Source organism: Rhizobium sp. NFR12 (genome assembly GCF_900108545.1).
GTDB classification, from domain to species: Bacteria; Pseudomonadota; Alphaproteobacteria; order Rhizobiales; family Rhizobiaceae; genus Neorhizobium; species Neorhizobium soli.
Map to the genome: position 1 here is coordinate 543816 of NZ_FNWM01000001.1, position 21499 is coordinate 565314.

General features: G+C 61.0%; 18 protein-coding genes. 10 read left to right on the plus strand and 8 right to left on the minus strand.

Annotation, left to right across the window (positions count from 1 at the left end):
- Nucleotides 1-334 precede the first annotated feature (334 nt).
- Complete coding sequence (locus BLW69_RS02575) at nt 335-1852, minus strand: TRAP transporter large permease (RefSeq protein ID WP_062461083.1); 1518 nt, start codon at nt 1850-1852, stop codon at nt 335-337.
- 31 nt (nt 1853-1883) lie between these two features.
- The gene (locus BLW69_RS02580; protein ID WP_062461080.1) at nt 1884-2423 is read right to left on the minus strand and encodes a TRAP transporter small permease subunit; all 540 of its coding nucleotides are present in this window, start codon (nt 2421-2423) and stop codon (nt 1884-1886) included.
- 302 nt (nt 2424-2725) lie between these two features.
- Here BLW69_RS02580 and BLW69_RS02585 point away from each other — a divergent pair, with 302 nt between their 5' ends.
- The 4 genes from BLW69_RS02585 (at nt 2726) to BLW69_RS02600 (ending at nt 7615) form a co-directional block, all read left to right on the plus strand.
- Complete coding sequence (locus tag BLW69_RS02585) at nt 2726-5050, plus strand: putative bifunctional diguanylate cyclase/phosphodiesterase (protein ID WP_062461077.1); 2325 nt, start codon at nt 2726-2728, stop codon at nt 5048-5050.
- 171 nt (nt 5051-5221) lie between these two features.
- The gene (locus BLW69_RS02590) at nt 5222-5974 is read left to right on the plus strand and encodes an N-acyl amino acid synthase FeeM domain-containing protein (protein ID WP_062461904.1); all 753 of its coding nucleotides are present in this window, start codon (nt 5222-5224) and stop codon (nt 5972-5974) included.
- Between the two features lie 171 nt (nt 5975-6145).
- Nucleotides 6146-6370 (plus strand): aa3-type cytochrome c oxidase subunit IV, encoded by a 225-nt coding sequence (locus tag BLW69_RS02595; RefSeq protein ID WP_062582159.1) that lies wholly within the window; start codon nt 6146-6148, stop codon nt 6368-6370.
- Nucleotides 6371-6592: 222 nt separating this feature from the next.
- A complete protein-coding gene (locus BLW69_RS02600) occupies nt 6593-7615 on the plus strand; it encodes an LLM class flavin-dependent oxidoreductase (RefSeq protein ID WP_092659757.1) in 1023 nt (340 codons plus the stop codon).
- Nucleotides 7616-7621: 6 nt separating this feature from the next.
- Here BLW69_RS02600 and BLW69_RS02605 read toward each other — a convergent pair whose 3' ends face one another.
- From BLW69_RS02605 to rpsU, 3 genes are all read right to left on the minus strand, one after another.
- The gene (locus tag BLW69_RS02605; protein ID WP_092659759.1) at nt 7622-8716 is read right to left on the minus strand and encodes an NAD(P)/FAD-dependent oxidoreductase; all 1095 of its coding nucleotides are present in this window, start codon (nt 8714-8716) and stop codon (nt 7622-7624) included.
- Nucleotides 8717-8730: 14 nt separating this feature from the next.
- Complete coding sequence (locus BLW69_RS02610; RefSeq protein WP_082476443.1) at nt 8731-9618, minus strand: tetratricopeptide repeat protein; 888 nt, start codon at nt 9616-9618, stop codon at nt 8731-8733.
- Between the two features lie 135 nt (nt 9619-9753).
- Nucleotides 9754-10002 carry a 30S ribosomal protein S21 gene (rpsU, locus tag BLW69_RS02615; RefSeq protein WP_062461068.1) on the minus strand — a complete coding sequence of 83 codons (249 nt, stop codon included), beginning with the start codon at nt 10000-10002 and terminating at the stop codon, nt 9754-9756.
- Nucleotides 10003-10312: 310 nt separating this feature from the next.
- On the opposite strand from rpsU, the gene BLW69_RS02620 reads away from it, so the two are divergent.
- From BLW69_RS02620 to BLW69_RS02645, 6 genes are all read left to right on the plus strand, one after another.
- Nucleotides 10313-11287: a zinc-binding dehydrogenase gene (locus BLW69_RS02620; RefSeq protein WP_092659762.1), complete on the plus strand. Its 975-nt coding sequence runs from the start codon at nt 10313-10315 to the stop codon at nt 11285-11287.
- A 300-nt stretch (nt 11288-11587) separates the two neighbouring features.
- Nucleotides 11588-12841 (plus strand): sarcosine oxidase subunit beta family protein, encoded by a 1254-nt coding sequence (locus BLW69_RS02625; RefSeq protein ID WP_092659764.1) that lies wholly within the window; start codon nt 11588-11590, stop codon nt 12839-12841.
- A 19-nt stretch (nt 12842-12860) separates the two neighbouring features.
- Nucleotides 12861-13217, plus strand: coding sequence for a sarcosine oxidase subunit delta (locus BLW69_RS02630; RefSeq protein WP_062461058.1), 357 nt, complete (start codon nt 12861-12863; stop codon nt 13215-13217).
- Nucleotides 13214-16189 (plus strand): sarcosine oxidase subunit alpha, encoded by a 2976-nt coding sequence (locus BLW69_RS02635; protein WP_092659766.1) that lies wholly within the window; start codon nt 13214-13216, stop codon nt 16187-16189. The genes BLW69_RS02630 and BLW69_RS02635 overlap by 4 nt, the downstream gene beginning before the upstream one ends.
- On the plus strand, nt 16182-16736 hold the full coding sequence (locus BLW69_RS02640; RefSeq protein ID WP_092659768.1) for a sarcosine oxidase subunit gamma: 555 nt from the start codon (nt 16182-16184) through the stop codon (nt 16734-16736). Before BLW69_RS02635 ends, BLW69_RS02640 begins: the two co-directional genes overlap by 8 nt.
- A 75-nt stretch (nt 16737-16811) precedes the next feature.
- The gene (locus BLW69_RS02645) at nt 16812-17132 is read left to right on the plus strand and encodes a hypothetical protein (protein WP_062461049.1); all 321 of its coding nucleotides are present in this window, start codon (nt 16812-16814) and stop codon (nt 17130-17132) included.
- 27 nt (nt 17133-17159) lie between these two features.
- On the opposite strand, the gene BLW69_RS02650 is transcribed toward BLW69_RS02645, so the two are convergent.
- From BLW69_RS02650 to BLW69_RS02660, 3 genes are all read right to left on the minus strand, one after another.
- Entirely contained in the window at nt 17160-17645 is a 486-nt protein-coding gene (locus BLW69_RS02650; RefSeq protein WP_092659770.1) for a MaoC family dehydratase, read from the minus strand.
- Between the two features lie 76 nt (nt 17646-17721).
- Nucleotides 17722-19665, minus strand: coding sequence for a glycogen debranching protein GlgX (gene glgX, locus BLW69_RS02655; protein ID WP_092660988.1), 1944 nt, complete (start codon nt 19663-19665; stop codon nt 17722-17724).
- Nucleotides 19666-19869: 204 nt separating this feature from the next.
- Nucleotides 19870-21498 carry an alpha-D-glucose phosphate-specific phosphoglucomutase gene (locus tag BLW69_RS02660; RefSeq protein ID WP_092659772.1) on the minus strand — a complete coding sequence of 543 codons (1629 nt, stop codon included), beginning with the start codon at nt 21496-21498 and terminating at the stop codon, nt 19870-19872.
- Nucleotide 21499 lies beyond the last annotated feature (1 nt).

Genomic DNA, 21499 nt, shown 5'->3' on the forward strand with positions numbered 1-21499 from the left:
CGCTGCACGTATGCCCGGTTGTGTCGGCTGGACAATCACACGCTGGTATCTATGATGGTGGCGTTCGAAGGCAAAAGCAGAGCACTCCGTGGCCAGCCGGAGTATCGGTGAAGACGGGCTTCACCGACTTAAGGCAAAAGCCTTGCCGTCGAACAGGAGGTGATGCGATATGGTTTCCACTGAGCATTACGTTGCTGGTTAGGAAATACCGGACGGGCTGGTCAGTGTCCGTCCGGTTCATTTTCTACATCAGATAACAAACGGAGAGCAGAGTTCGCGCTTTGCTCTCCACTCCAATGTACTACTGCACCGGTTTTCTGGCAAGACGAAGCCGTTACGGGTTGATCTTGGGTGGCTCGCCGAAGTTGGGCATGCCGGGTAGTCCGGGGGCAGGTTGCGCGCCGCCGCCCTGGCCGGGCGCACCATCCATCGGCGGCAGGCCAAAATTGGGCATCTGGTTGTTGCCGCTATCATTGCCGAAGCCGGGGATTTCGATCTTGATCGTATTGAGATCGACGTCTGGAGCCTTGTCCAGCCAGTAGGTGACGGATTCCGGCCAGAAGATGATGATGGCGACGAGGATCAGCTGCATCCCGAGCCACGGAATGGCGCCGAGATAGATGTCCTTCGTCTTCACAGTCTTCGGCGCGATCGAGCGCAGGTAGAAGAGTGCGAAGCCGAATGGCGGGTGCATGAACGAGGTCTGCATGTTGACGCAGAGCAGCACGCCGAACCAGATCAGGTCGATGCCAAGCGCCGTTGCGACCGGTGCCAGCATCGGCAGGACGATAAAGGCGATCTCGAAGAAATCCAGGAAGAACGCCAGGAAGAAAATGAAGATGTTGACGAAGATCAGGAAGCCGAGGGCGCCGCCCGGAATATGAGACAGCAGGAATTCGATCCAAAGCCCGCCGTTCATGCCCTGGAAGACCAGGCTGAAGCAGGTGGCGCCGACCAGGATGAAGACGACCATCGAGGTGATCGTCATTGTCGAATGCATGGCCTGCTTGACGAGGTCCCAGGTCAGGCGGCGGTGCATGGCAGCAAGCGCCATGGCGCCGACGACGCCGAGCGCGCCGGCTTCCGTCGGTGTGGCAAGTCCCATGAACAGGGTGCCGAGGACAAGGAAGATCAGCACGACCGAAGGGACCATGCCCCACAGCACTCTCAACACCAGCGCGGCATTGAGCTCGCCGCGGGCCTCCGGCGGCAGCGCCGGAACATCCTGGGGGCGGACGATCGAGGTGAAGAGAATGAACAGCAGGAAGATCACGACTTGCAGGATCGAAGGACCGATGGCGCCGAGATACATGTCGCCGACCGAACGGCCGAGCTGATCGGCCAGAACGATGAGGACGAGCGACGGCGGAATGACTTGGGTGATCGTGCCGGAGGCTGCGATTACGCCGGTCGCGAGACGCGGATTGTAGCCGTATTTCAGCATGATCGGCAGGGAAATCACACCCATCGTGATGACGGATGCGGCAACCGTGCCGGTGATGGCGCCGAGAATCGCGCCGACGATGATCACCGCATAGGCAAGGCCGCCGGGAATGGCGCCGAACAGTTTTCCGGTGCCTTCGAGCAGGTCCTCGGCAAGCCCGCAGCGTTCAAGAATGGCACCCATGAAGGTGAAGAAGGGAATGGCGAGAAGCAGGTCGTTGGAGACGATGCCGAAAATGCGCAGTGGCAGGGCCTGCATGAACGCATATTCGAAATGACCGGTGTAGATACCGAGGAAGCCGAAAAACAGCCCGACCGCCGAAAGGGAAAAGGCGACCGGAAAGCCGTAGAGCATGAAAATGATCATGCCCAGAAACATGGCCGGTGGCATTACGCCGTATTCAAACATGAGCTTGGTTTCCCCCCGGAATGGCGCGGTCTTATTGCAGTGGCTTTTCGTAGGTCGTGTCGACCTGGAGGGTGCCTGTGAGGCCGGCGATGCGCTTGATCAGCTCGGACAGGCCCTGAAAGGCAAGGAGCACGAACCCCGAGACGATGATGAATTTGACGGGCCAGCGGATCAGGCCGCCGGCATTCGAAGACACTTCGCCTTGCATGAAAGACAGGGAGAAGAACGGCCAGGACAGCCATGCCAGAAAGAGGCATGCCGGGATCAGAAAGATCACCAGGCCGATCGCATCGATCCACAACCGCTTGCGATCCGAGACGGCGCCGTAGATCAGATCGACGCGGACGTGTTCGTTGAGACGAAGCGTATGGGATGCGCCCAAGAGAACGATAAACGCGAACAGATACCACTGGATTTCCAGCCAGCCATTCGAGCTGTAGTTGAACGCATAGCGGATGCAGGCATTACCGGCACTGATCAGGCAGCAGGCCAGAACGAGATAACCCGCAAATTTTCCGACGATTTCGCTGACACGGTCAATTAACGCGCTGAATTTCAACAGGCCCGCCATACTCACTCGCTCCCCAGCAGGTCTTTACCTCTGCCCGAATGAGGCGATGTAAACGAACGCTTATTAAAAGAAAAGACCCCCATAGGTCGCATAAATGCCGTTTCCAGGCATTGCGCGAAATATTATTGCGAAGGTGGTCGCGAGAGCGCATAATTGAGTTTGGAGAGTTTTAGCAATCCCTGTTACCGTTCATTGATCGCTTTTCGACGAACCCCCACAATCCAAGGGGTCGCACTCCGACAACAATCAATTTTTAAAACGTTTTCTCCATTGTCGGTCTGATGGCAAGGGAATGTGCCCCTATGAAGAATGCGGAAGCGCAAACGCTGCCGACAGAAGTGTATCTGTCGTTCGTCGAATCGCTGTTTAGAAATCGTGGAACGCTGTGGACTGGAATGGTGGTCCATATCCTGTCGTGCGCAGTGATTTTTGCGACGACGGGCTCTACCTTCTATATCATGCTGATTGCGGTGTTCTTGGCCGTCTTCACGTTCCGGGTCATCTCGTTCCGCCGCTTCGACAGTCTCGACCGTGCGGTTCTTTCCCGCGACGAGATCGAAAGCTGGGAAACACGCTACGTCTACGGCGCCGCGGCGACTGCTTTCCTTCTTGGTATCAGCAGCGCCTATGCGGTTCTTGTCCTGCGGGACATGATGGCCGCCTTCATGTGCATCGCGGTCACCATGGCGTCGATGGTGTCGATCGTCGGCCGCAACTACGGGTCTGCTCGCGCGGTTGCGCTGCAGACGACCGGCTGCTGCTTGCCGCTGATCATTGCCTGCGTGCTGACCGGCGAAATCAATCTTGCGCTGATGGCGCTCTTTCTCGTGCCGTTCGGGTTGACCACCCAGTCGATGGCGACGGGGGTGCGGGAATTTCTTTACAAGAACGTCATCGTTTCGCGCGAGATGAAGACGGTTGCCGACCAGCTCGACAGTGCGCTCAGCACCATGACGCATGCGCTGATCATGCTGGACGCCGATGGCCGGGTGCAGGTCGTCAACCGGCGCGCGCACGAATTGCTGGGACTGGGCGATGCCGAAGACCTGATGGGCGCGAGTTTCATTGCCGCCCTGCGCGACCGCGAAAACGCGTTTCCGGACGAGATCCTGACGCAGATCGGCGGCCTACTGGAAGGGCAGGCGGGCAAGACGCTGCTGCGTCTCAATGACGACACCTATCTGGAATTCTCGCTCAGCCGCCGTTCCGAGGGCGGTCTCGTGATGATCTTCGAGGATGTCAGCGCAAGGGTCGCTGCCGAAGAGAAAATCCTTCACCTTGTTCGTTTCGACACGCTGACCGGCCTGCCGACACGGGGACATTTCACCGAACAGGTCAAACGTCGGCTGGCAAATGCAGGTCCGGAGATGTGGGCCGGGCTTGCTATTCTTGATGTCGACGGGTTCAAGCATGTCAACGACATGCGCGGCCACGTGGTGGGCGACAAGCTCCTTGCAGCAATTGCCGAACGGGCAGCGGCGTTTGCGAGCGACGAGGTTCTGATCGGCCGGCTGGTCGGTGACGAGTTCGTTCTGCTGGTGACCGGCAAAGACGGTTCTTGCGCGATCGAGGCGCGTATCCGCGAGATTCATCGGACATTCGAGGGGGATTACCGGGTCGACGGGCTTAGTCTTTCGGTATCGCTCAACAGCGGTTGCGTCATTCTGCCCGCTGAAGATTTCGACATGGAATCCTGGCAGATCAAGGCGGACCTTGCCCTCAACGAGGCAAAGTCGACCGGCAACGGCACGGTTAGAACCTTCAGGCCGGAAATGGATGGTCGGTATGTGGCCGAGCAGCGTCTGCGGACCGATCTGCGCCATGCCATCGAAAACGGCCATCTGTCCGTCGTCTACCAGCCGATGTACCGGCCGGACGGGTCCGAGATGGAATGCTGCGAGGCACTGGTGAGATGGTCGCATCCCGAGCGCGGCTGGATCGGCCCCAACATCTTCATCCCGCTTGCCGAAAGCATGGGCCTGATTTCGGACGTCACCCGGTTCGTGCTGGACAAGGCATGCGCCGACTGCGCCGAATGGTCGGGCGGCATGGCGGTCTCCGTCAATCTCTCGGTCAAGGATCTTCGTGGCGGTGCGATCACGGCAATGGTGGCCGAGACTTTGGCGCGCTACAGTCTGCCTGCCGCACGGCTGCATCTGGAAGTAACCGAAAGCTGCTTCATGGAGGAGCCTGTCGCCGTGAGTGCGACGCTCAGCCGGTTGCGCGCCAACGGCGTGACGATCGCAATCGACGATTTCGGCACCGGGTTCTCGAGCCTCAGCTATCTGGATTCCCTGCCGATCGATATCGTCAAGATCGACCGCGCCTTCGTGCGCGACATCGGTACCGATCCGCGCCGCATGAAGCTTTTGAGCGGCATCGTGCATCTTTCACGCGAGCTCGATCTCCGCATCGTTCTCGAAGGCGTCGAAACCCAGGAACAGCTGGATCTCGTGCGCAAGCACAATTTTGCGGACCTGGTTCAGGGCTACATCTTCTCGCCGCCGGTGCCGGTCGATGCGCTGGAGAGTCTGCGCGTCAACGGCGTTGCTCTCAGCAAGGCAGGTAGTCGTGCCGTATCGGGCCGCAAGAACGACGCGCCGCGGTCACTGAGCGCGGCTGGGTAAGAGCGCTTCCCCATATCTTCACGGGCTATTTTTTGCACCCGCGGCATAAGGTTACCGCTGGCGGTTAACTATTTCTGTTTAAAATTTGTTAAACATAATTTCGGCGATTGCGATCAAGGCTCAGTTCACGGTTAATCCTGGGTTAACGTCCCATGGATAATTCACATGCCGATAAAGCAATCTGTTCCTGAAGCACCCTTTTCCGAAAAGCTCCTCGCATCCCTCGACCACATCGAATACCGCCGCATTCAGAGCGCCGAAGATTTCGAAGATATCGCCAGATTAAGATACAAAGCCTACAAGGCGCAGGATGTTCTCCCCGTTGGTGCGGTGGACATGCTCGATGAGATCGATTTCGACCGCAACGCCTATGTCTTCGGCATTCATCATTACGAAGAACTGATCGCGACGATCCGCGTCCATTACGTGACGCCTGACCATCGTGTGTGCCAGTCGACAGGCGTGTTTCCCGATGCGGTCCACGCTTTCCTCGATGCCGGGATGACGCTGATCGACCCGGCCCGGTTTGCGGTCGATCCGGCTGTCGTCGCCGAATTGCCGACGATCCCTTATATCACGCTGCGGCCCAGCATCATGGCTGCGATCCATTTCGATGCCGACCGGGTGTTGCAGCATATCCGCCCGCCGCATGCCTCGTTCTACAAGCGCATCTTCCTGGCGGATATCGTCGTGCCGCCAACGATGGCCGGCATCTACGGCTTCGAGCTCACGCTTCTTGCGTCACGCGTCAAGGAGGTAAGGCCGCAGTTGATGCGGCGGTTCCCGTTGTTCCGGTCGGAGGCCTATGAACGGCGGATGATGTTCGGCAACGAAGCGCAGTTCGACAGTCCGCCACTCACCGTTCTGCCGACCGCGAGGATCGCGGGAAGGCCGACCTCTCAGGAAATGGCGTTCGCCGAGTAGGTGTTAAAGCACCAGCCGCGGCGTGGCGCGATTGCGCTTTGAAGCGGTGTGTGTAATCTGGATCGAGAGGCGCTTTTCGGTGATCTGCCAAGGATTCGAAGAGCGAGGAGGAGGCTACCGCGCCACCCCGCCGTGATCGGCTCGTGGGCGCGGCGTTGAAGGAGATCGATGATGGACAATCACCAGAGCGGACCTATGGAGACCGGTGCTCCCATGGATTATCGCGAGCACGAGAAAACCTACGAGGGTTTTCTGGCCGCTGCAAAATGGGGCACGATGTCTACCGTCGTTCTGATGATCGCCATGGCGGCCGGCTTCTTCGGCGGCGCCGGACTTCTCGGCGGCCTCATCGTTTTCATCATCCTGAATATCGCTGGCGTCTTCCTGCTGCGCTAAGCCGGATCTGTTTCTGTCGGAGCGCGGGTGTGACGTTGCACCCGCGCGACCCTGCCGACAGGTACTCCAGACGCTATTTCATTCCATCTTCACAACACTCGTTCGCAATCTGCGAACAATCCGTCTGCGCCCAATTCGCGGCAGGGCCCTAACGGATGCTGCTCCGGCATGCCATGTAGGGGGCAACACCTCTTCTCATGCGCATATTGCCGGAGCCCTATTATGAAGAAAATCGGTTTCCTATCATTCGGCCACTGGACGCCGTCGCCACAATCGCAGACGCGCTCTGCGGGCGACGTGCTGTTGCAGTCGATCGATCTTGCCGTCGCTGCCGAAGAACTCGGTGCCGACGGCGCCTATTTCCGCGTTCACCATTTCGCCCGCCAGCTGGCTTCGCCGTTTCCGCTTCTGGCCGCCGTCGGTGCGCGCACGTCGAAGATCGAGATCGGCACCGGCGTCATCGATATGCGCTATGAAAACCCCCTCTACATGGCGGAGGACGCGGGATCCGCGGATCTGATTTCGAAAGGACGCCTGCAGCTCGGCATCAGCCGCGGTTCGCCGGAACAGGTGATCGAAGGCTGGCGCTATTTTGGCTACGAGCCGGGCGAGGGGATGACGGATGCCGATATGGGCCGCCGCCACGCCGAAGTCTTTCTCGACGTGCTGAAGGGCGAGGGTTTTGCCAAACCCAACCCGCGCCCGATGTTTCCGAACCCGCCGGGCATGCTGCGTCTGGAGCCGCATTCGGAAGGGCTGCGAGACCGCATCTGGTGGGGCGCAAGCTCCGATGCAACGGCAGTCTGGGCGGCCGGGAAGGGCATGCATCTGCAGAGCTCGACCCTGAAGAACGACGAGACGGGCGAGCCTTTCCACATCCAGCAGGCAAAGCAGATCCGCGCCTATCGCGACGCCTGGAAAGCGGCCGGCCATCAGCGCGAACCGCGGGTATCGGTCAGCCGCTCAATCTTCGCGCTGACGGACGATCGCGACCGGGCCTATTTCGGCCGCGGCGGCAAGGAGCAGGACTCGGTCGGATATATCGACGACAGCACGCGGGCGATCTTTGGTCGTTCCTATGCGGCAGAACCGGAAGCCCTGATCGAGGAGCTGCGCAAGGATGAGGGCATTGCCGAGGCCGATACGCTGCTTCTGACCGTGCCGAACCAGCTCGGCGTCGACTATAATGCCCATGTCATCGAGTCGATCCTGAAGCATGTGGCGCCAGCGCTCGGCTGGCGCTGAGGGCTGTCAGCTAAAGCGCGACAGACGGTAGGGGGCGAGAAGCGGTTCTTGCGCCCCTTCCAGAATTTCGGTGGCGGCGAACAGGCCGATCGCCGGAGCGAGCGTGATGCCCGAATGGGTGACGGCAATGTAGAGGCCGGTGAGGGTTTGACCGGTCTGATCTTCGGCACGTCCGATGATGGGAAAGCCGTCCTTTGGCGTGGGGCGATAACCGACGGTGTAGAAGTCCATAACCAAGCTGTCGCCGCCTTTGACGAACCGCTTCAGTTTGCCGAACAGCTCTTCCGCCGCGCCATCCGGATCGGTACCCGGATCCATGCCGCCGAAATCGGTCCCGGCGACGAGCCGACCCTCGGCGGTTTGCCGGACATGCAGTTCCGGCGCAATGACAAGGCCGTTGAGGATCGGTGCGACCGGCGTCGAGTGGACGAGGAGACCCGGTGGTGTTTCGACCGGAACGTCTATTCCGACAGAAGCGGCAAGGGTCGTGGTGCTGGCGCCGGCGGCGAGTACTATCTCACCGGCTGCGAATTCGCCACTATCGGTGACCACAGTTGCGACACGGCCTTCGCCATCGCGCCTGAGCGCAGTGACCCGGATGCCTTCGGTGAGGAGCATGCCGCGTCTTTGGGCGTCGGCAATCAGAATTTTGGCGCTCGCCTGCGGTTCGGCTACACCTTCCATCGCAGCGTAAAGCGCGGTGTTAGGCACGTCGTTCAAGGCCGGTTCTATGGCGGCACTCCTGACGGCATCGACCTCAGCGATATCGTAGCCCCAGCCGGAATGCTGGCTGGCGTAGGTCGTCAGGTCAGCCTGCGACATGTCCCAGCATAGGCCGCCCGCGAAAGATAGGGGTAGGGTGGGGACGTCCTTCGCAAGGCGTTTCCATTCAGCGATGGCGCGCATGCGCAGGTCGAAATAGGCGCGCGGATTGCCCCAGCTGGCGTTGATCCAGGCGAAGGAATTCGGCGTGGCTATGCCGCCCGGTTTCTCAGAGAGAAGATGAACTTTGGCGCTTGACACCGTGAGGTGCCACGCAATCGAGGCGCCGACAATCCCGCCGCCGATGACGATGATATCATGGCGACCGGACTGCTGCATCGTCATGGCTCCGCTTAGCTATTGCCGCCGCGCGTACGTGCCGCGCCGTCTTGGGCCGGCTTGTAGTTCGGGTCCAGACGGACGGCATGCGAGAACGAACGGTTGGCGCGGGCACGGTCGCCGCGATGCTCATACACCAGCGCCTGGTTGGCCCAGGATTCGGCAAGCTTGTCGTTCAACTCGATGGCGCGGTTGAAGTCGGCAAACGCATTCTCGTCGTCGTTCATGGCGAGATAGGAAATGCCGCGGCCGTTATAGGGCTCGGCCGAGCTGGAGGAGAGCGAGATCGCCTTGGAGAAGTCGTCGATCGCCTGCGCGTGCTGATTGCGGGCCTGATAGATCAGGCCGCGGTTGTGATAAGCGCGACCGTCGGTCGTATCGAGATCGATTGCCTTGTTGAAGTCACTGAAGGCTTCGTTGAGGCGGCCGGCCTGGCGATAGATATTGCCGCGGCCGATCAGGGCTACGTCGTAATTGGCATTGATCTGGAGCGCGCGGTTGTAATCGTTCGCGGCTTCGACAGGCTTGCCCATGTTGCGATAGACGAGCGCCCGGTTCGCATAGGCCTGGTAGAACTGCGGATTGATCTGGAGCGCGCGATTGAAATCGTCCAGCGCCCGCTTGAATTCGCCAGCGCGGCCGTAGGCCGACCCGCGAATGTTGTAGCCTTCCGGATCAGACGGGTTGGAGCTGATGACGGAGGACAGGGACGAGATGTTCTGTTCCGACCCCTGGGCGCGATCGACGCTGATCATGTCCGTCGACGTGGTCGTCGAGCAGCCGGCCAGCGCGAGCACTGCCACGATACCGATCGGAGCGAGGGCCTTGCGAATTGGGGCGACGGTCAAGGAATGGCCGGAGTTTCGGGTTCCATCGGAAAAAACGGCAGTCTTGGCGGCCATCAGGCGCATGTCCTCGTATCGGGCTGTCAGGATCGGCAGAACGTGTCGGAATGTCGACTGTTCCGAATCAAAAAAGCGGCGGCGCCCATGTCGCCACCGCTCATAATCACATGAAAACGTCGAAAAAACGACCGATCAACGAGCAGCCGGACGGGCGGTTGCCGGGCGCGGCGTTGCCGGAAGAAGACCTTCGCGCTGCATGCGCTTGCGGGCCAGCTTGCGGACGCGGCGAACGGCTTCAGCCTTTTCGCGGGCGCGCTTTTCCGAAGGCTTTTCGTAGTAATCACGCATCTTCATTTCACGGAAAATGCCTTCGCGCTGCATCTTCTTCTTGAGAGCGCGGAGAGCCTGATCAACGTTGTTGTCGCGGACAAGTACCTGCACGTGAAATCCCGTTCCTTTGGTTTGTTATCGCCAGGGAATCTGCAGGATTCGAGGCGAGAGAATGTCGGAGCCCGGCGGATAGCCGAAGCGATTGGTGAAGGCACTTAACAGAGGAGATGTCAAAAGTCTACCCGCGGCTGCGGGCTTCTCAAGAATTTTACAGCCGCTGCTCCGCGCGGGGTTATATCCGCCCAGCGATGTCCTATATCCGCCACCAAGCCATAGTCGATTTGCGCCCATGCGGGAACCTGTTCCCAACCGGCCCAAGCCTTGTCCTGCCGAGCCACGCGGGACCGAACGGAGAAATCTCATGCGTAGTGCCATTCATTCCAGTTTCGGCGATCCGTCTTCCGTCCTGTCGACCGAGGATCGCCCAATTCCGCAGCCCGGCCCCGGCCAGATCCGGATCCGCATGTCGATGGCGGCGATCCACAATCACGATCTTCTGACGGTTTCCGGCGATTACGGCTACAAGCCCGACCTGCCCGCCGTCGCCGGCACCGAAGGAACCGGTATCGTTGATGCGCTGGGCGAGGGTGTCTCGCACCTGAAGGTCGGGCAGCGTGTGGCGGCCTCAGGGCAGGGCACCTGGGCGGAGTATTATATCGCGTCGGCCATGGCGGCCGTGCCGCTTCCCGATTCGATTTCCGATGAGGCCGGCGCGCAGCTGATCTCGATGCCGCTCAGCGCCCTGACACTGCTCGATTTTGCGGGTGTCGAAAAAGGTGACTGGATCATCCAGAACGCGGCCAATGGTGCGGTCGGCAAGACGCTCGCGATGTTTGCCAAGCCGCGTCAGATCAATGTCATCAACCTCGTCCGACGTGACGAGGCGGTGCGCGAACTGGCGGATCTCGGCATCCAGAATGTCCTCTCGACGTCGCAGACCGGATGGCGCGAGACGGTCAATGCGCTCTCGGGCGGAGCCGCGATCAAGGCGGGGGTCGATGGCGTCGGCGGCCCAGCCTCCGGAGACCTGCTGTCGGTGCTTGGCGAAAACGGACTGCTGATCTCGTTCGGACTCATGTCGGGAACGCCGATGCAGCTTTCAGCCAGCGACATGATTTTCAAGCAGGCTGTGGTCAAGGGTTTCTGGCTCGCCAAGATCGCGCCCAAGCTTCCTGCGGAAAAGATGAAGAGCCATATCAGCGAGATTGTCGAGGCCGTCGCCAACGGCACCGTGACCCTCACCGTCTCCGAGGTCTTTGGTCTCGATGACATCGCCAAGGCGGCAAAGGCAGCCGGCGAGCACGGCCGCACCGGCAAGGTGTTGCTCCGGGCCTGATTTCGCCTCTCCATGACAAGCCGGGGGAAACTTTCCCCGGTTTCTGTCTGTCCAAATTTCAAAGGAGGCCTGCGGCCGCGTCAACGGCCGGTCGCTCTAAAGTCACGACCCCATCTTCCCTCCGCCGTCGTCACATGAACGTCGGCCGGGCCTTTCGTCCGAGGTTCCCGGGCCTGTTTTCCGCGTGTGTCGAAACAATCCTCTGAGGCGTCGCAAAACGGCCATTGCGGCGCATATTGATTTGCGATGGGTATGGTTCTACCCAAGAGCCTTACCGGCGGATCAAGGAGAAGCGGCCTCATGCGCAAATATTCGGTTTTCGCCATAGCCCGCGAGGCACTGCGCGCCCACAAGGGATGGGAGGCGCAGTGGACCTCTCCCGAGCCGCGCAGCTCTTACGACGTCATCATCGTCGGTGCCGGCGGTCATGGTCTGGGTGCCGCCTATTATCTCGCCAAGGAACACGGCATCACCAATATCGCGGTGATCGAGAAGGGCTGGCTCGGCGGCGGCAATACCGGCCGCAACACGACCATCATCCGCTCCAACTATCTCTACGAAGAGAGCATGGACATCTACGAGCATTCCCTCAAGCTGTGGGAAGGCCTGAGCCAGGAGCTCAACTACAACGTCATGTATTCGCCGCGCGGCGTGATGATGCTGTCGCACAACATTCATGACCAGCAGTCGTTCAAGCGCCATATCAATGCCAACAGGCTCTACGGCATCGACAACGAATGGCTGACGCCGGAACAGGCCAAGGCCTTCGTTCCGGTTCTCGATATTTCGAAGACGGCACGCTACGCCATCAATGGTGCTGCCCTGCAGCGCCGCGGCGGCACAGCCCGCCACGATGCCGTTGCCTGGGGCTACGCGCGCGCCGCGGCCGATCGCGGCGTCCATATCATTCAGAACTGCGAAGTCACCGGCATCCGCCGCGGACCGGGTGGCGAAGTTCAGGGCGTCGAGACTTCCAAAGGCTTTATCGGTGCCAACAAGGTCGGCGTATCCGCGGCCGGCCATTCGTCTGTCGTGATGGAAATGGCGGGCGTTCGCGTGCCGCTGCATTCCAACCCGCTGCAGGCGCTGGTGTCGGAACCGCTGAAACCCATCTTCCCCTGCGTCGTCATGTCGAACACGGTTCATGCCTATATCTCGCAGTCCGACAAGGGCGAGCTGGTGATCGGGGCCGGCACCGACCAGTATAATTCATACTCCCAGACCGGCGGCCTGCAGATCATCACCCATACGCTTGATGCGATCTGCGAACTGTTTCCGATCTTCCGCCGCGTCAAGATGATGCGGCAGTGGGGAGGGATCACCGACAACACGCCTGACAGGTCGCCGATCCAGGGTGTCACCCCGGTTCCGGGACTGTTCGTCAACTGCGGCTGGGGAACCGGCGGGTTCAAGGCGACGCCCGGCTCGGCCAACCTGTTTGCGCATCTGATCGCCAAGGGCGAACCGCATAAACTGGCGTCGGGTCTCAATCTCGACCGGTTCCGCACGGGCCGCCTGATCGACGAGGCGGCAGCCGCTGCCGTCGCGCACTGATAGTGAGGGGATAGACCAGATGCTTTTGATCCACTGCCCCTATTGCGAAGAAGATCGCTCGGAACTGGAATTTCGCTGGGCCGGCGAGGCGCATATTGCCCGGCCGGAGAATATCGCGGCAATTTCCGACGAGGAGTTCGCGGAGTTCTTCTTTCTGCGCAACAACGAGAAGGGTCTCACCTATGAACGGTGGCGGCATATTCACGGCTGCGGCCGCTTCTTCAACGCGGCCCGCGATACGGTGAGCGACAGGTTCCTGATGACCTACAAGGCAGGCTTGCCGAAACAGCCGATCCCGGTCGCGAGCAAGGCTGCGGCGATCGCCGAAGAAAAGACCGTCGAAACCTGGGAAGCTACGGAAGGAGACGCGAGATGAGTTCTTCCTCCAACTCGGGCGAATTCCGCATCAAGGGCGCCGGCCGCCATACGCCCGCCCGCACCGCGCGCTTCACATTCGACGGCAAAGACTACACGGCGCTGGAGGGCGATACGGTCGCGTCAGCCCTTCTGGCGCACGGCGTGCATCTGCTCGGCCGCTCGTTCAAATACCACCGTCCCCGCGGCATCCTGACCTCTGGTCCGGAAGAGCCGAACGCGCTGCTCGACGTTTCGCGCGATGCCGCCCGGCGTCAGCCGAACGTGCGCGCCACGGTGCAGGAAGTGTTCGATGGCGCAAAGATCGCCTCGCAGAACCGCTGGCCGTCGCTGAAATACGATATCGGCGCGTTCAACGACATGCTGTCGCCGTTCTTCGCCGCCGGTTTCTACTACAAGACCTTCATGTGGCCGCGGGAAGCCTGGCACAAACTCTATGAGCCGATCATCCGTCGCGCTGCGGGTCTGGGCGAAGCGCCGCAGGAAGCGGATCCCGACAATTACGCCAGCCGCTACGTGCATTGCGACATACTGATCGCTGGCGCCGGTGTTGCCGGCCTGACGGCGGCACTTTCGGCGGCGGCGACGGGCAAAAAGGTCATTCTCGTCGACGAACAGCCGGAAGTCGGCGGTGCGCTGCATTTCGACAGTTCCACGGTGATCGACGGCCAGAACGGTTTCGACTGGGCACAGGCCATGGCTGCAAAGCTGAAGGCGATGCCCAACGTCACCGTGCTCACCCGCACCACTGTGTTTGGCTATTACAATCACGGTTTCCTAGGCCTTGTGGAACGGGTGACCGACCATGTCGCGCTTCCGGGCAGGGACCTGCCGCGTGAGCGTCTCTGGCAGGTGCGTGCGAAAAAGGTCGTGCTGGCGACCGGCTCGATCGAACGGCATATGGTGTTTGCCAACAATGACCGGCCGGGCATCATGCTGGCGTCTGCCGCGCGCAGTTTCCTCAACCATCACGGCGTTGCCGTCGGCCGCAATGTCGGCGTCTATACCGCCCATGACAGCGCCTATGAGGCGGCGTTCGACCTGAAGCGGGCGGGTGTCTCGATCGCTGCGATCGTCGACAGCCGCAGCCATCCGGGTGATGGTGTGCTTGCCGAGGCCCGTGCGCTCGGGATCGACGTGCTGACAGGCCATGCCGTGACCGACACGTCCGGCCGGCTGCGGATCAACTCCATCACCGTCACCCGCAATGGCGGCGCCAATGCGCGCAAGATCAAGGTTGACGCGCTGCTCATCTCGGCAGGCTGGACTCCGTCAGTGCATCTGTTCTCGCAGTCTCGCGGAAAACTGCGCTTCGACGAGGCAAACCAGCGGTTCCTGCCGGATATCTACGCCCAGAACTGCATCTCGGTCGGGGCCTGCAACGGAACCGACGATCTGGCCGATCTGATCGACGAGGCGATTGCCGCAGGCGGCGGTGCAGCTGTTGTCTCGGGCGAAAACCGGTTCGAATGGACCGGCGGCATGATCGGTGCGGCCGAAGGCGCGGGACCTGATGATGCGGTCAAGGCCTTCGTCGATTTCCAGCATGACGTGACCGCCAAGGACATCCGTCTTGCGGTGCGCGAGGGCATGCATTCGATCGAGCATATCAAGCGCTTCACCACCAATGGCATGGCGTCCGATCAGGGCAAGCTTTCCAACATGCATGGCCTCGCCATCGCGTCGGAAATGCTCGACCGGCCGATCCCGCAAGTGGGTCTCACCACGTTCCGCGCGCCCTATACGCCTGTCACCTACGGCACGCTGATCGCCCATTCGCGCGGCGACCTGTTCGATCCCGCCCGCAAGACGCCGATGCATGCGCTGGAAGCGGCAGAAGGCGCCGAGTTCGAGGATGTTGGCAACTGGAAGCGCGCCTGGTATTTCCCAAAGCGCGGCGAAGACATGCACGCGGCCGTCAACCGCGAGTGCAGAACCGTGCGTGAGGTCGGCGGCGTGTTCGATGCCTCGACGCTCGGCAAGATCGAAGTGGTCGGTCCGGATGCCGCGAAATTCCTCAACCTGCTCTACACCAATGCCTGGGATACGCTGAAACCCGGCAAGAGCCGTTATGGGATCATGACGCGGGAAGACGGGTTCATCTATGACGACGGTGTCGTCGGGCGCCTGGCAGAAGACCGTTTCCATGTGACGACCACGACCGGCGGTGCGCCGCGGGTGCTGCAGCATATGGAAGACTATCTGCAGACGGAATTCCCGCATCTCAACGTATGGCTGACATCGACCACCGAACAATGGGCTGTCATCGCAGTTCAGGGTCCGAAGGCGCGCGAGATCATTGCGCCCTTCATCGACGGGCTCGACATTTCCAACGAAGCCTTCCCGCATATGAGCGTTGCCGAGTGCACGATCATGGGCGTTCCGGGGCGGTTGTTCCGCATGTCGTTTACCGGCGAGCTCGGGTTCGAAGTCAATGTGCCCGCCGATTTCGGGGCGGCGGTTTGGAAGGCGATCTGGGAACGCGCGCAATCGATGGGGGCCTGCCTCTACGGCACGGAAACCATGCACGTTCTCCGCGCCGAAAAGGGCTATATCATCGTCGGCCAGGATACGGACGGCACGGTCACCCCTGACGATTCCGGTTATGGCTGGGCTGTCTCGAAGAAGAAGACCGATTTCGTCGGCATCAGAGGGCTGAAGCGTCCGGACCTTGTGCGCGAGGGACGCAAGCAGCTGGTCGGCCTGTTCACCAAGGATCCGAAGGATGTGCTGGAAGAGGGCGCGCAGATCGTTGCCGATCCGAACCAGCCGAAGCCGATGACCATGCTCGGCCATGTGACCTCGTCCTACTGGTCGGAAACTCTCGGCCGATCGATCGCGATCGCGCTGGTTGCCGGCGGACGCGCAAAGATGGGCAGCACGCTCTACGTGCCGATGGCCGACAGGACGATTTCGGTGGAAGTGACCGACATGGTGTTCTTCGACAAGGAAGGAGGCCGCATCAATGGCTGATTTTGCAATGGCTCAGCGCGTAGTCCCGATGACCGGTTTTCACGGCGGATCTTCCGTCGTCCGGCTCGAACCGGCAGCTCCGGCCGGCCGCATTTCGCTGCGGGCGAAGGCGGAGGATGTATCCGCACTTTCAGGCTCGCTCGGCGTCGATCTGCCGGTCAGGCCGAAGACGTCCGCATCCGCCAATGGCCGCACCGCGCTATGGCTCGGACCGGACGAGTGGCTGGTGATCGACGAAAGCGAAAGCGGCCTGATGACCGCTGCCGCCAATTCCGGTGTGCTGCATTCCGCGACCGACGTGTCTCACCGCAACACCGCGATCCTGATTTCGGGTCCGGGTGCGGAGGCCGCGATCAACACGGGTTGCCCGCAGGATCTGTCGCTTTCAGTCTTTCCGGTCGGTGCCTGCTCGCGCACGCTGTTTGGCAAGGTGGAAGTGGTGCTTCTGCGCACGGGCGAGGAGGCGTTCCGAATGGAAGTCTGGCGGTCGTTTTCCGACTACGCCTTCGGCCTTCTCTCGGAGGGCGCGAGAGACGCTGCGCTCTAGCTCTTCGACCATCGCCTGACTTGAATTGGGTTCGACAATACCGCACCCTCCCATTGCAGAATGGGAGGGTTTTTTATGGTGGACGCTGGTTGGCCGGATATTCAGTGGGTCTTGCTCGGGATCGCTGCCGCCATCGCCGGGGGCGCGGTAGCGGCGAAGTTGTCCGGTGTCGAACTGTGGAAGGGCATTCTGGTCGGCGGAGTAGCGGTCATTGCGGCGCTACTGGCTTCGCTCGTGCCGGGGATCGACCGCAGTCTGTCGATGCCGATCGCCGGGTTGATCGCGGCCGGGGTTTCCGGTTCTGCGCTGGGGCTGACGGCATCCCGGACGGCGCCCCTTCTCATCGGTGCCGCCTTGCCGCCGCTCATCGGGTTGCTGATGCTGGAATTGGGATGACGCGAGAGGAGATGAACGGGAGGTAACTCAGGCGTCTTCCGGCCGATCCTTCGGGTCGAACTGGACGATGGTGATCCATGTGGCGGTCAGTGCTGGCTTTTTCTCGTTCTCGATCTCGATCGAAACCTCGTATGTGGTCATCAGCATGCCGGCGCCGCGGAAGCGGTTGTCGGCCAGCGTGAAGTGGCCGCGGACCCGCGCGCCACTCTTGACGGGCGACATGAAGCGGACCTTGTCGAACCCGTAGTTGATCCCCATCGTCTGTTCGCGGATTTTCGGCATGGTCTCGTAGTTCATGGCCGACAGCAGCGACAGCGACAGAAAGCCGTGGGCGATGGTGCCGCCGAATGGGCTTTCGGCCTTGGCGCGCTCTGGATCCACGTGGATAAACTGATGATCGAGCGTCGCATCGGCGAACTGGTCGATCATTGTCTGGTTGACGGTAATCCAGTCGGAAACACCCAGTTCCTGACCGACCAGTCCTGCAACATCGGCGAGGGAAATTTCACGCATGCGCTGCTCTTTCCGTTGGTTGTGATGCGGACTCTTACAGGCTTTGAAGGACTTGGCGACAGGTTTTTGCAGTGCATCAATTTTCGATGCAAAAGCTGACCGACCGGGGGGCAAGTGCCGTATCCCACGGCTGGTTATCAGGATAACAACGCCAGTTCGGGCCGGGAAGGGCGAAGGTTTGCGGGGTGTGGCCGCGGTTGACGATGATGGCGAGCCGCGTGGCTTTTCCGGTCGTTGCATCGTCGGTTTTCAGCATGAAACCGAGGACCGGATTGGCGGGGTTTTCCCAGTCGGACACCTGCATCGGCTGGCCGCTTGGCGAGATCCATTCGATATCGCCATCGCCCGTGAGCAGGCTGGTTTCGGAGAATACGGAGAACCGCTTGCGGAGGGCTGAAAGCATTGCCGTGTGCTCGACCAGCGCCTCGTCGAGCGTGGTCCAGTCCATCCAGGTGATCTCGTTATCCTGCGCATAGGCGTTGTTGTTGCCGCGCTGGGAGCGGCCGGCCTCGTCGCCCATCGTCAGCATGATCGTGCCTCGGCTGGCAAACAGCGTCGAGAGCAGGGCTTCGGCGTCCCTTCGACGGTCGGCGAGGATATCGCGGTCGCGGGTCACGCCTTCGGTGCCGTTGTTCCAGGACATGTTGTCGCCGTGACCGTCGCGGTTGTCTTCGCCGTTCGCCTCATTGTGTTTGTCCTCGTTGGACACGAGATCCATCAGCGTGAAGCCGTCATGGGCGGCGAGGAAATTGACCGTGCGCGTGTGTCCGGAGAAAAGGTCAGACGAGCCTGCAAGCCGGGTGGCGAGCGCGCCTGTCGTCCACACGTCGCCGCGCCAGTAACGGCGGATGTCGTCGCGGGCGCGGTCGTTCCACTCGAGGAATTTTTCCGGGAAATTGCCGAGCTGATAGCCGCCGGGGCCGATATCCCAGGGTTCGGCGATCATGACGCGGTCTTTCAGGACCTCGTCTTCGAGCATCGCGGTCAGCGTTTCGCTATCGGCGTCGAAACCGTTCGAGGTGCGACCGAGGATCGGCGCCAGATCGAAGCGGAAGCCGTCGACGCCTGCATGAATGACGAAATGGCGCAGCGTATCGACGATCAGGCGCCGGACTTCGGGATGGTCGCAGGCGAGCGTGTTGCCGGTGCCGGTGTCGTTGATGAGAAGGCCAGGCTCGTCCTGCGCATGACGATAATAGGAGAGGTTGTCGATCCCGCGCATCGACAGGGTTGCGCCGTAGCGATCGCTTTCGCCCGAATGGTTGAACACGAGATCGAGGATGACGCCGATGCCGGCCTCGTGCAGGGCGGTGACGGTGTCGCGCAGTTCCTCAACCCCGCCCGGGCAAAGGCGCGGGTCGAGCGCCATGAAGGCGATGGGATTGTAGCCCCAGCCGTTGGTAAGGCCGAGCGGCGGCAGGTGCCGTTCGTCGATCCAGGCGGTGATCGGCATGAGCTCGATCGCGTCGACGCCGATCTTCTTGAGGTGAGCAATGATCGAGGGATGCGCGAGCGCCGCAACCGTGCCTCTGAGTTCTTCCGGCACGTCGGGATGGAGAATGGTGAAGGGTCGGACGGCGACTTCGTAGATCAGGCCGCCGGGAGCAAACCTCGGTGCCTCGATCTTGGCTGCGACGTGTTCCGTGACGATCGCCTTCGGCACGAGGTCGGCCGTGTCGAAGTTGAACTCGGAGAGTTTCGGATCGTAGACGAATGGGCGGTCGAGTTCTTTTGCATAGGGATCGACCAGCAGTTTCCATGGGTCGAACCAGAGGCCTTTATCCGGATCGTAGATGCCATGGGCACGAAAACCGTAGCGCTGGCCGGGCCTGATCGACGGAAGGTCGATGCGGTGGAGATTGTCGTCGCCGCGCGTCATCGGGTGGCGGGCGGTTTCCGTCTGGCCGTCGGCATCGAACAGGCAGAGTTCTATCTTTTCCGCATGCTGCGACCAGACCGAGAATTCGGCCATCTTATCCAAGAGAACAGCGCCGCGTCTTTGAGCGTGTGCGTGAGACATATCGGGTTCCTTATCGCTCATCCATTTCGCCAGCGACCGTGCGTTCGCGGCTGACAATCAGCCTGCCTTCTCTCCGCTTGGTGGGAAGAAGAGACGTGTCCTATGGAAGTAGGGTCCCGTGTCGCTGCGGCAAATCCTTCTCCCCGATTGCGGGGAGAAGGTTGCTGTCGCCGGATGAGGGGCAATGTCACCCGGCAGCCTCGATCAGGTGATCACCGTCGGGGCATCCCGGCCGGAGCGCTTCTTGAGATCCGAAATCTCGTCTGCCACCGCGATCAGGTCGGCAAGCGCCGTCTGGGTCTCGATGTCGTGGCGGCTGGCATCGGGTTCGTAGCGCTCGACATAGACGCGGATCGTCGCACCCGACGTGCCGGTGCCCGACAGGCGGAACACGACGCGTGAGCCACCTTCGAACAGGATGCGGATGCCCTGGTTCTTCGAGACGGAGCCGTCGATCGGGTCGAGATAGGCGAAATCGTCAGCAAATTCGACCTTGAGTGCGCCGAAGGTCTGGCCGGGGAGCGTCGGGAGCTTTTCGCGCAGGGCCGCCACGAGAGCGTTCGCTGCATCCGAATCCACTTCCTCGTAGTCGTGGCGGGAATAGTAGTTGCGGCCGTATTCGGCCCAATGCGACTTGACGATTTCAGCGACGCTCTCGTTTCTGGCTGCCATGATATTCAGCCAGAACAGAACCGCCCAGAGGCCGTCCTTTTCTCTCACGTGGTCGGAACCGGTGCCGAAGCTTTCCTCGCCGCAGACGGTGGCCTTGCCGGCATCGAGCAGATTGCCGAAGAACTTCCAGCCGGTCGGCGTTTCGTACATGCCGATCTTCAGCTTTTCGGCCACGCGGTCGGCTGCCGCACTTGTCGGCATCGAACGGGCAATGCCTGCAATACCCTTGGCGTAGCCCGGTGCGAGCGTCGCGTTTGCTGCGATGATCGCCAGGCTGTCCGACGGTGTCACGAACATGCCCTTGCCGACGACCATGTTGCGGTCGCCGTCGCCATCGGAGGCGGCACCGAAATGCGGGCCGCTCTTACTCATCACGTCGTCATAGAGTTCCTTGGCATGGACAAGGTTCGGGTCCGGATGATGACCGCCGAAGTCGGGAAGCGGGATCGCGTTGCGTACCGAGCCCTCGGGCGCGCCAAGCCGGTTCTCGAAGATTTCCACGGCATAGGGGCCTGTGACGGCGCCCATCGAATCGATAGCAATGCGGACGCCGCTCGCAAGCAGGGCGCGGATTGCCACGAAATCGAACAGCTGCTCCATCAGTTCGGCATAGTCAGCGACCGGATCGATGACCTGGACTTCCATTCCGGAGATCTTGAACGTTCCGACTTCGTCGAGGTCGATATCGGCGGAGTCGACGATCTTGTAGGTGTCGATCACCTTGGTGCGGGCATAGATCGCGTCGGTGATCTTTTCAGGCGCCGGGCCGCCATTGCCGGTGTTGTACTTGATGCCGAAATCTTCGTTCGGGCCGCCGGGATTGTGGCTGGCCGACAGGATCAGGCCGCCGAAGGCGTGGTATTTGCGAATGATGTTGGAAGCGGCCGGCGTCGACAGGATACCGCCCTGGCCGACCATGACCTTGCCGAAGCCGGAAGCCGCGGCCATCTTGATCGCCCTCTGGATGACTTCGCGGTTGTAATAGCGGCCGTCGCCGCCGATCACCAGCGTCTTGCCTTCAAACCCCTCGAGGCTGTCGAAGATCGCCTGGATGAAGTTTTCGGCGTAGTTTTCCTGGGCGAAGACGGGCACCTTCTTGCGCAGGCCGGAGGTTCCAGGCTTCTGATCCTGATAGGGCGTGGTCGATACGGTTTTGATCATC

What these genes read in the sequence shown, in the direction of transcription:
- BLW69_RS02575 (WP_062461083.1), bottom strand. Translation starts at nt 1,852, where the DNA reads ATGTTTGAATACGGCGTAATGCCACCGGCCATGTTTCTGGGCATGATC.
- BLW69_RS02580 (WP_062461080.1), bottom strand. Translation starts at nt 2,423, where the DNA reads ATGGCGGGCCTGTTGAAATTCAGCGCGTTAATTGACCGTGTCAGCGAA.
- BLW69_RS02585 (WP_062461077.1), top strand. Translation starts at nt 2,726, where the DNA reads ATGAAGAATGCGGAAGCGCAAACGCTGCCGACAGAAGTGTATCTGTCG.
- BLW69_RS02595 (WP_062582159.1), top strand. Translation starts at nt 6,146, where the DNA reads ATGGACAATCACCAGAGCGGACCTATGGAGACCGGTGCTCCCATGGAT.
- BLW69_RS02600 (WP_092659757.1), top strand. Translation starts at nt 6,593, where the DNA reads ATGAAGAAAATCGGTTTCCTATCATTCGGCCACTGGACGCCGTCGCCA.
- BLW69_RS02605 (WP_092659759.1), bottom strand. Translation starts at nt 8,716, where the DNA reads ATGCAGCAGTCCGGTCGCCATGATATCATCGTCATCGGCGGCGGGATT.
- BLW69_RS02610 (WP_082476443.1), bottom strand. Translation starts at nt 9,618, where the DNA reads ATGGCCGCCAAGACTGCCGTTTTTTCCGATGGAACCCGAAACTCCGGC.
- BLW69_RS02620 (WP_092659762.1), top strand. Translation starts at nt 10,313, where the DNA reads ATGCGTAGTGCCATTCATTCCAGTTTCGGCGATCCGTCTTCCGTCCTG.
- BLW69_RS02625 (WP_092659764.1), top strand. Translation starts at nt 11,588, where the DNA reads ATGCGCAAATATTCGGTTTTCGCCATAGCCCGCGAGGCACTGCGCGCC.
- BLW69_RS02630 (WP_062461058.1), top strand. Translation starts at nt 12,861, where the DNA reads ATGCTTTTGATCCACTGCCCCTATTGCGAAGAAGATCGCTCGGAACTG.
- BLW69_RS02635 (WP_092659766.1), top strand. Translation starts at nt 13,214, where the DNA reads ATGAGTTCTTCCTCCAACTCGGGCGAATTCCGCATCAAGGGCGCCGGC.
- BLW69_RS02640 (WP_092659768.1), top strand. Translation starts at nt 16,182, where the DNA reads ATGGCTGATTTTGCAATGGCTCAGCGCGTAGTCCCGATGACCGGTTTT.
- BLW69_RS02645 (WP_062461049.1), top strand. Translation starts at nt 16,812, where the DNA reads ATGGTGGACGCTGGTTGGCCGGATATTCAGTGGGTCTTGCTCGGGATC.
- BLW69_RS02650 (WP_092659770.1), bottom strand. Translation starts at nt 17,645, where the DNA reads ATGCGTGAAATTTCCCTCGCCGATGTTGCAGGACTGGTCGGTCAGGAA.
- glgX (WP_092660988.1), bottom strand. Translation starts at nt 19,665, where the DNA reads ATGTCTCACGCACACGCTCAAAGACGCGGCGCTGTTCTCTTGGATAAG.
- BLW69_RS02660 (WP_092659772.1), bottom strand. Translation starts at nt 21,498, where the DNA reads ATGATCAAAACCGTATCGACCACGCCCTATCAGGATCAGAAGCCTGGA.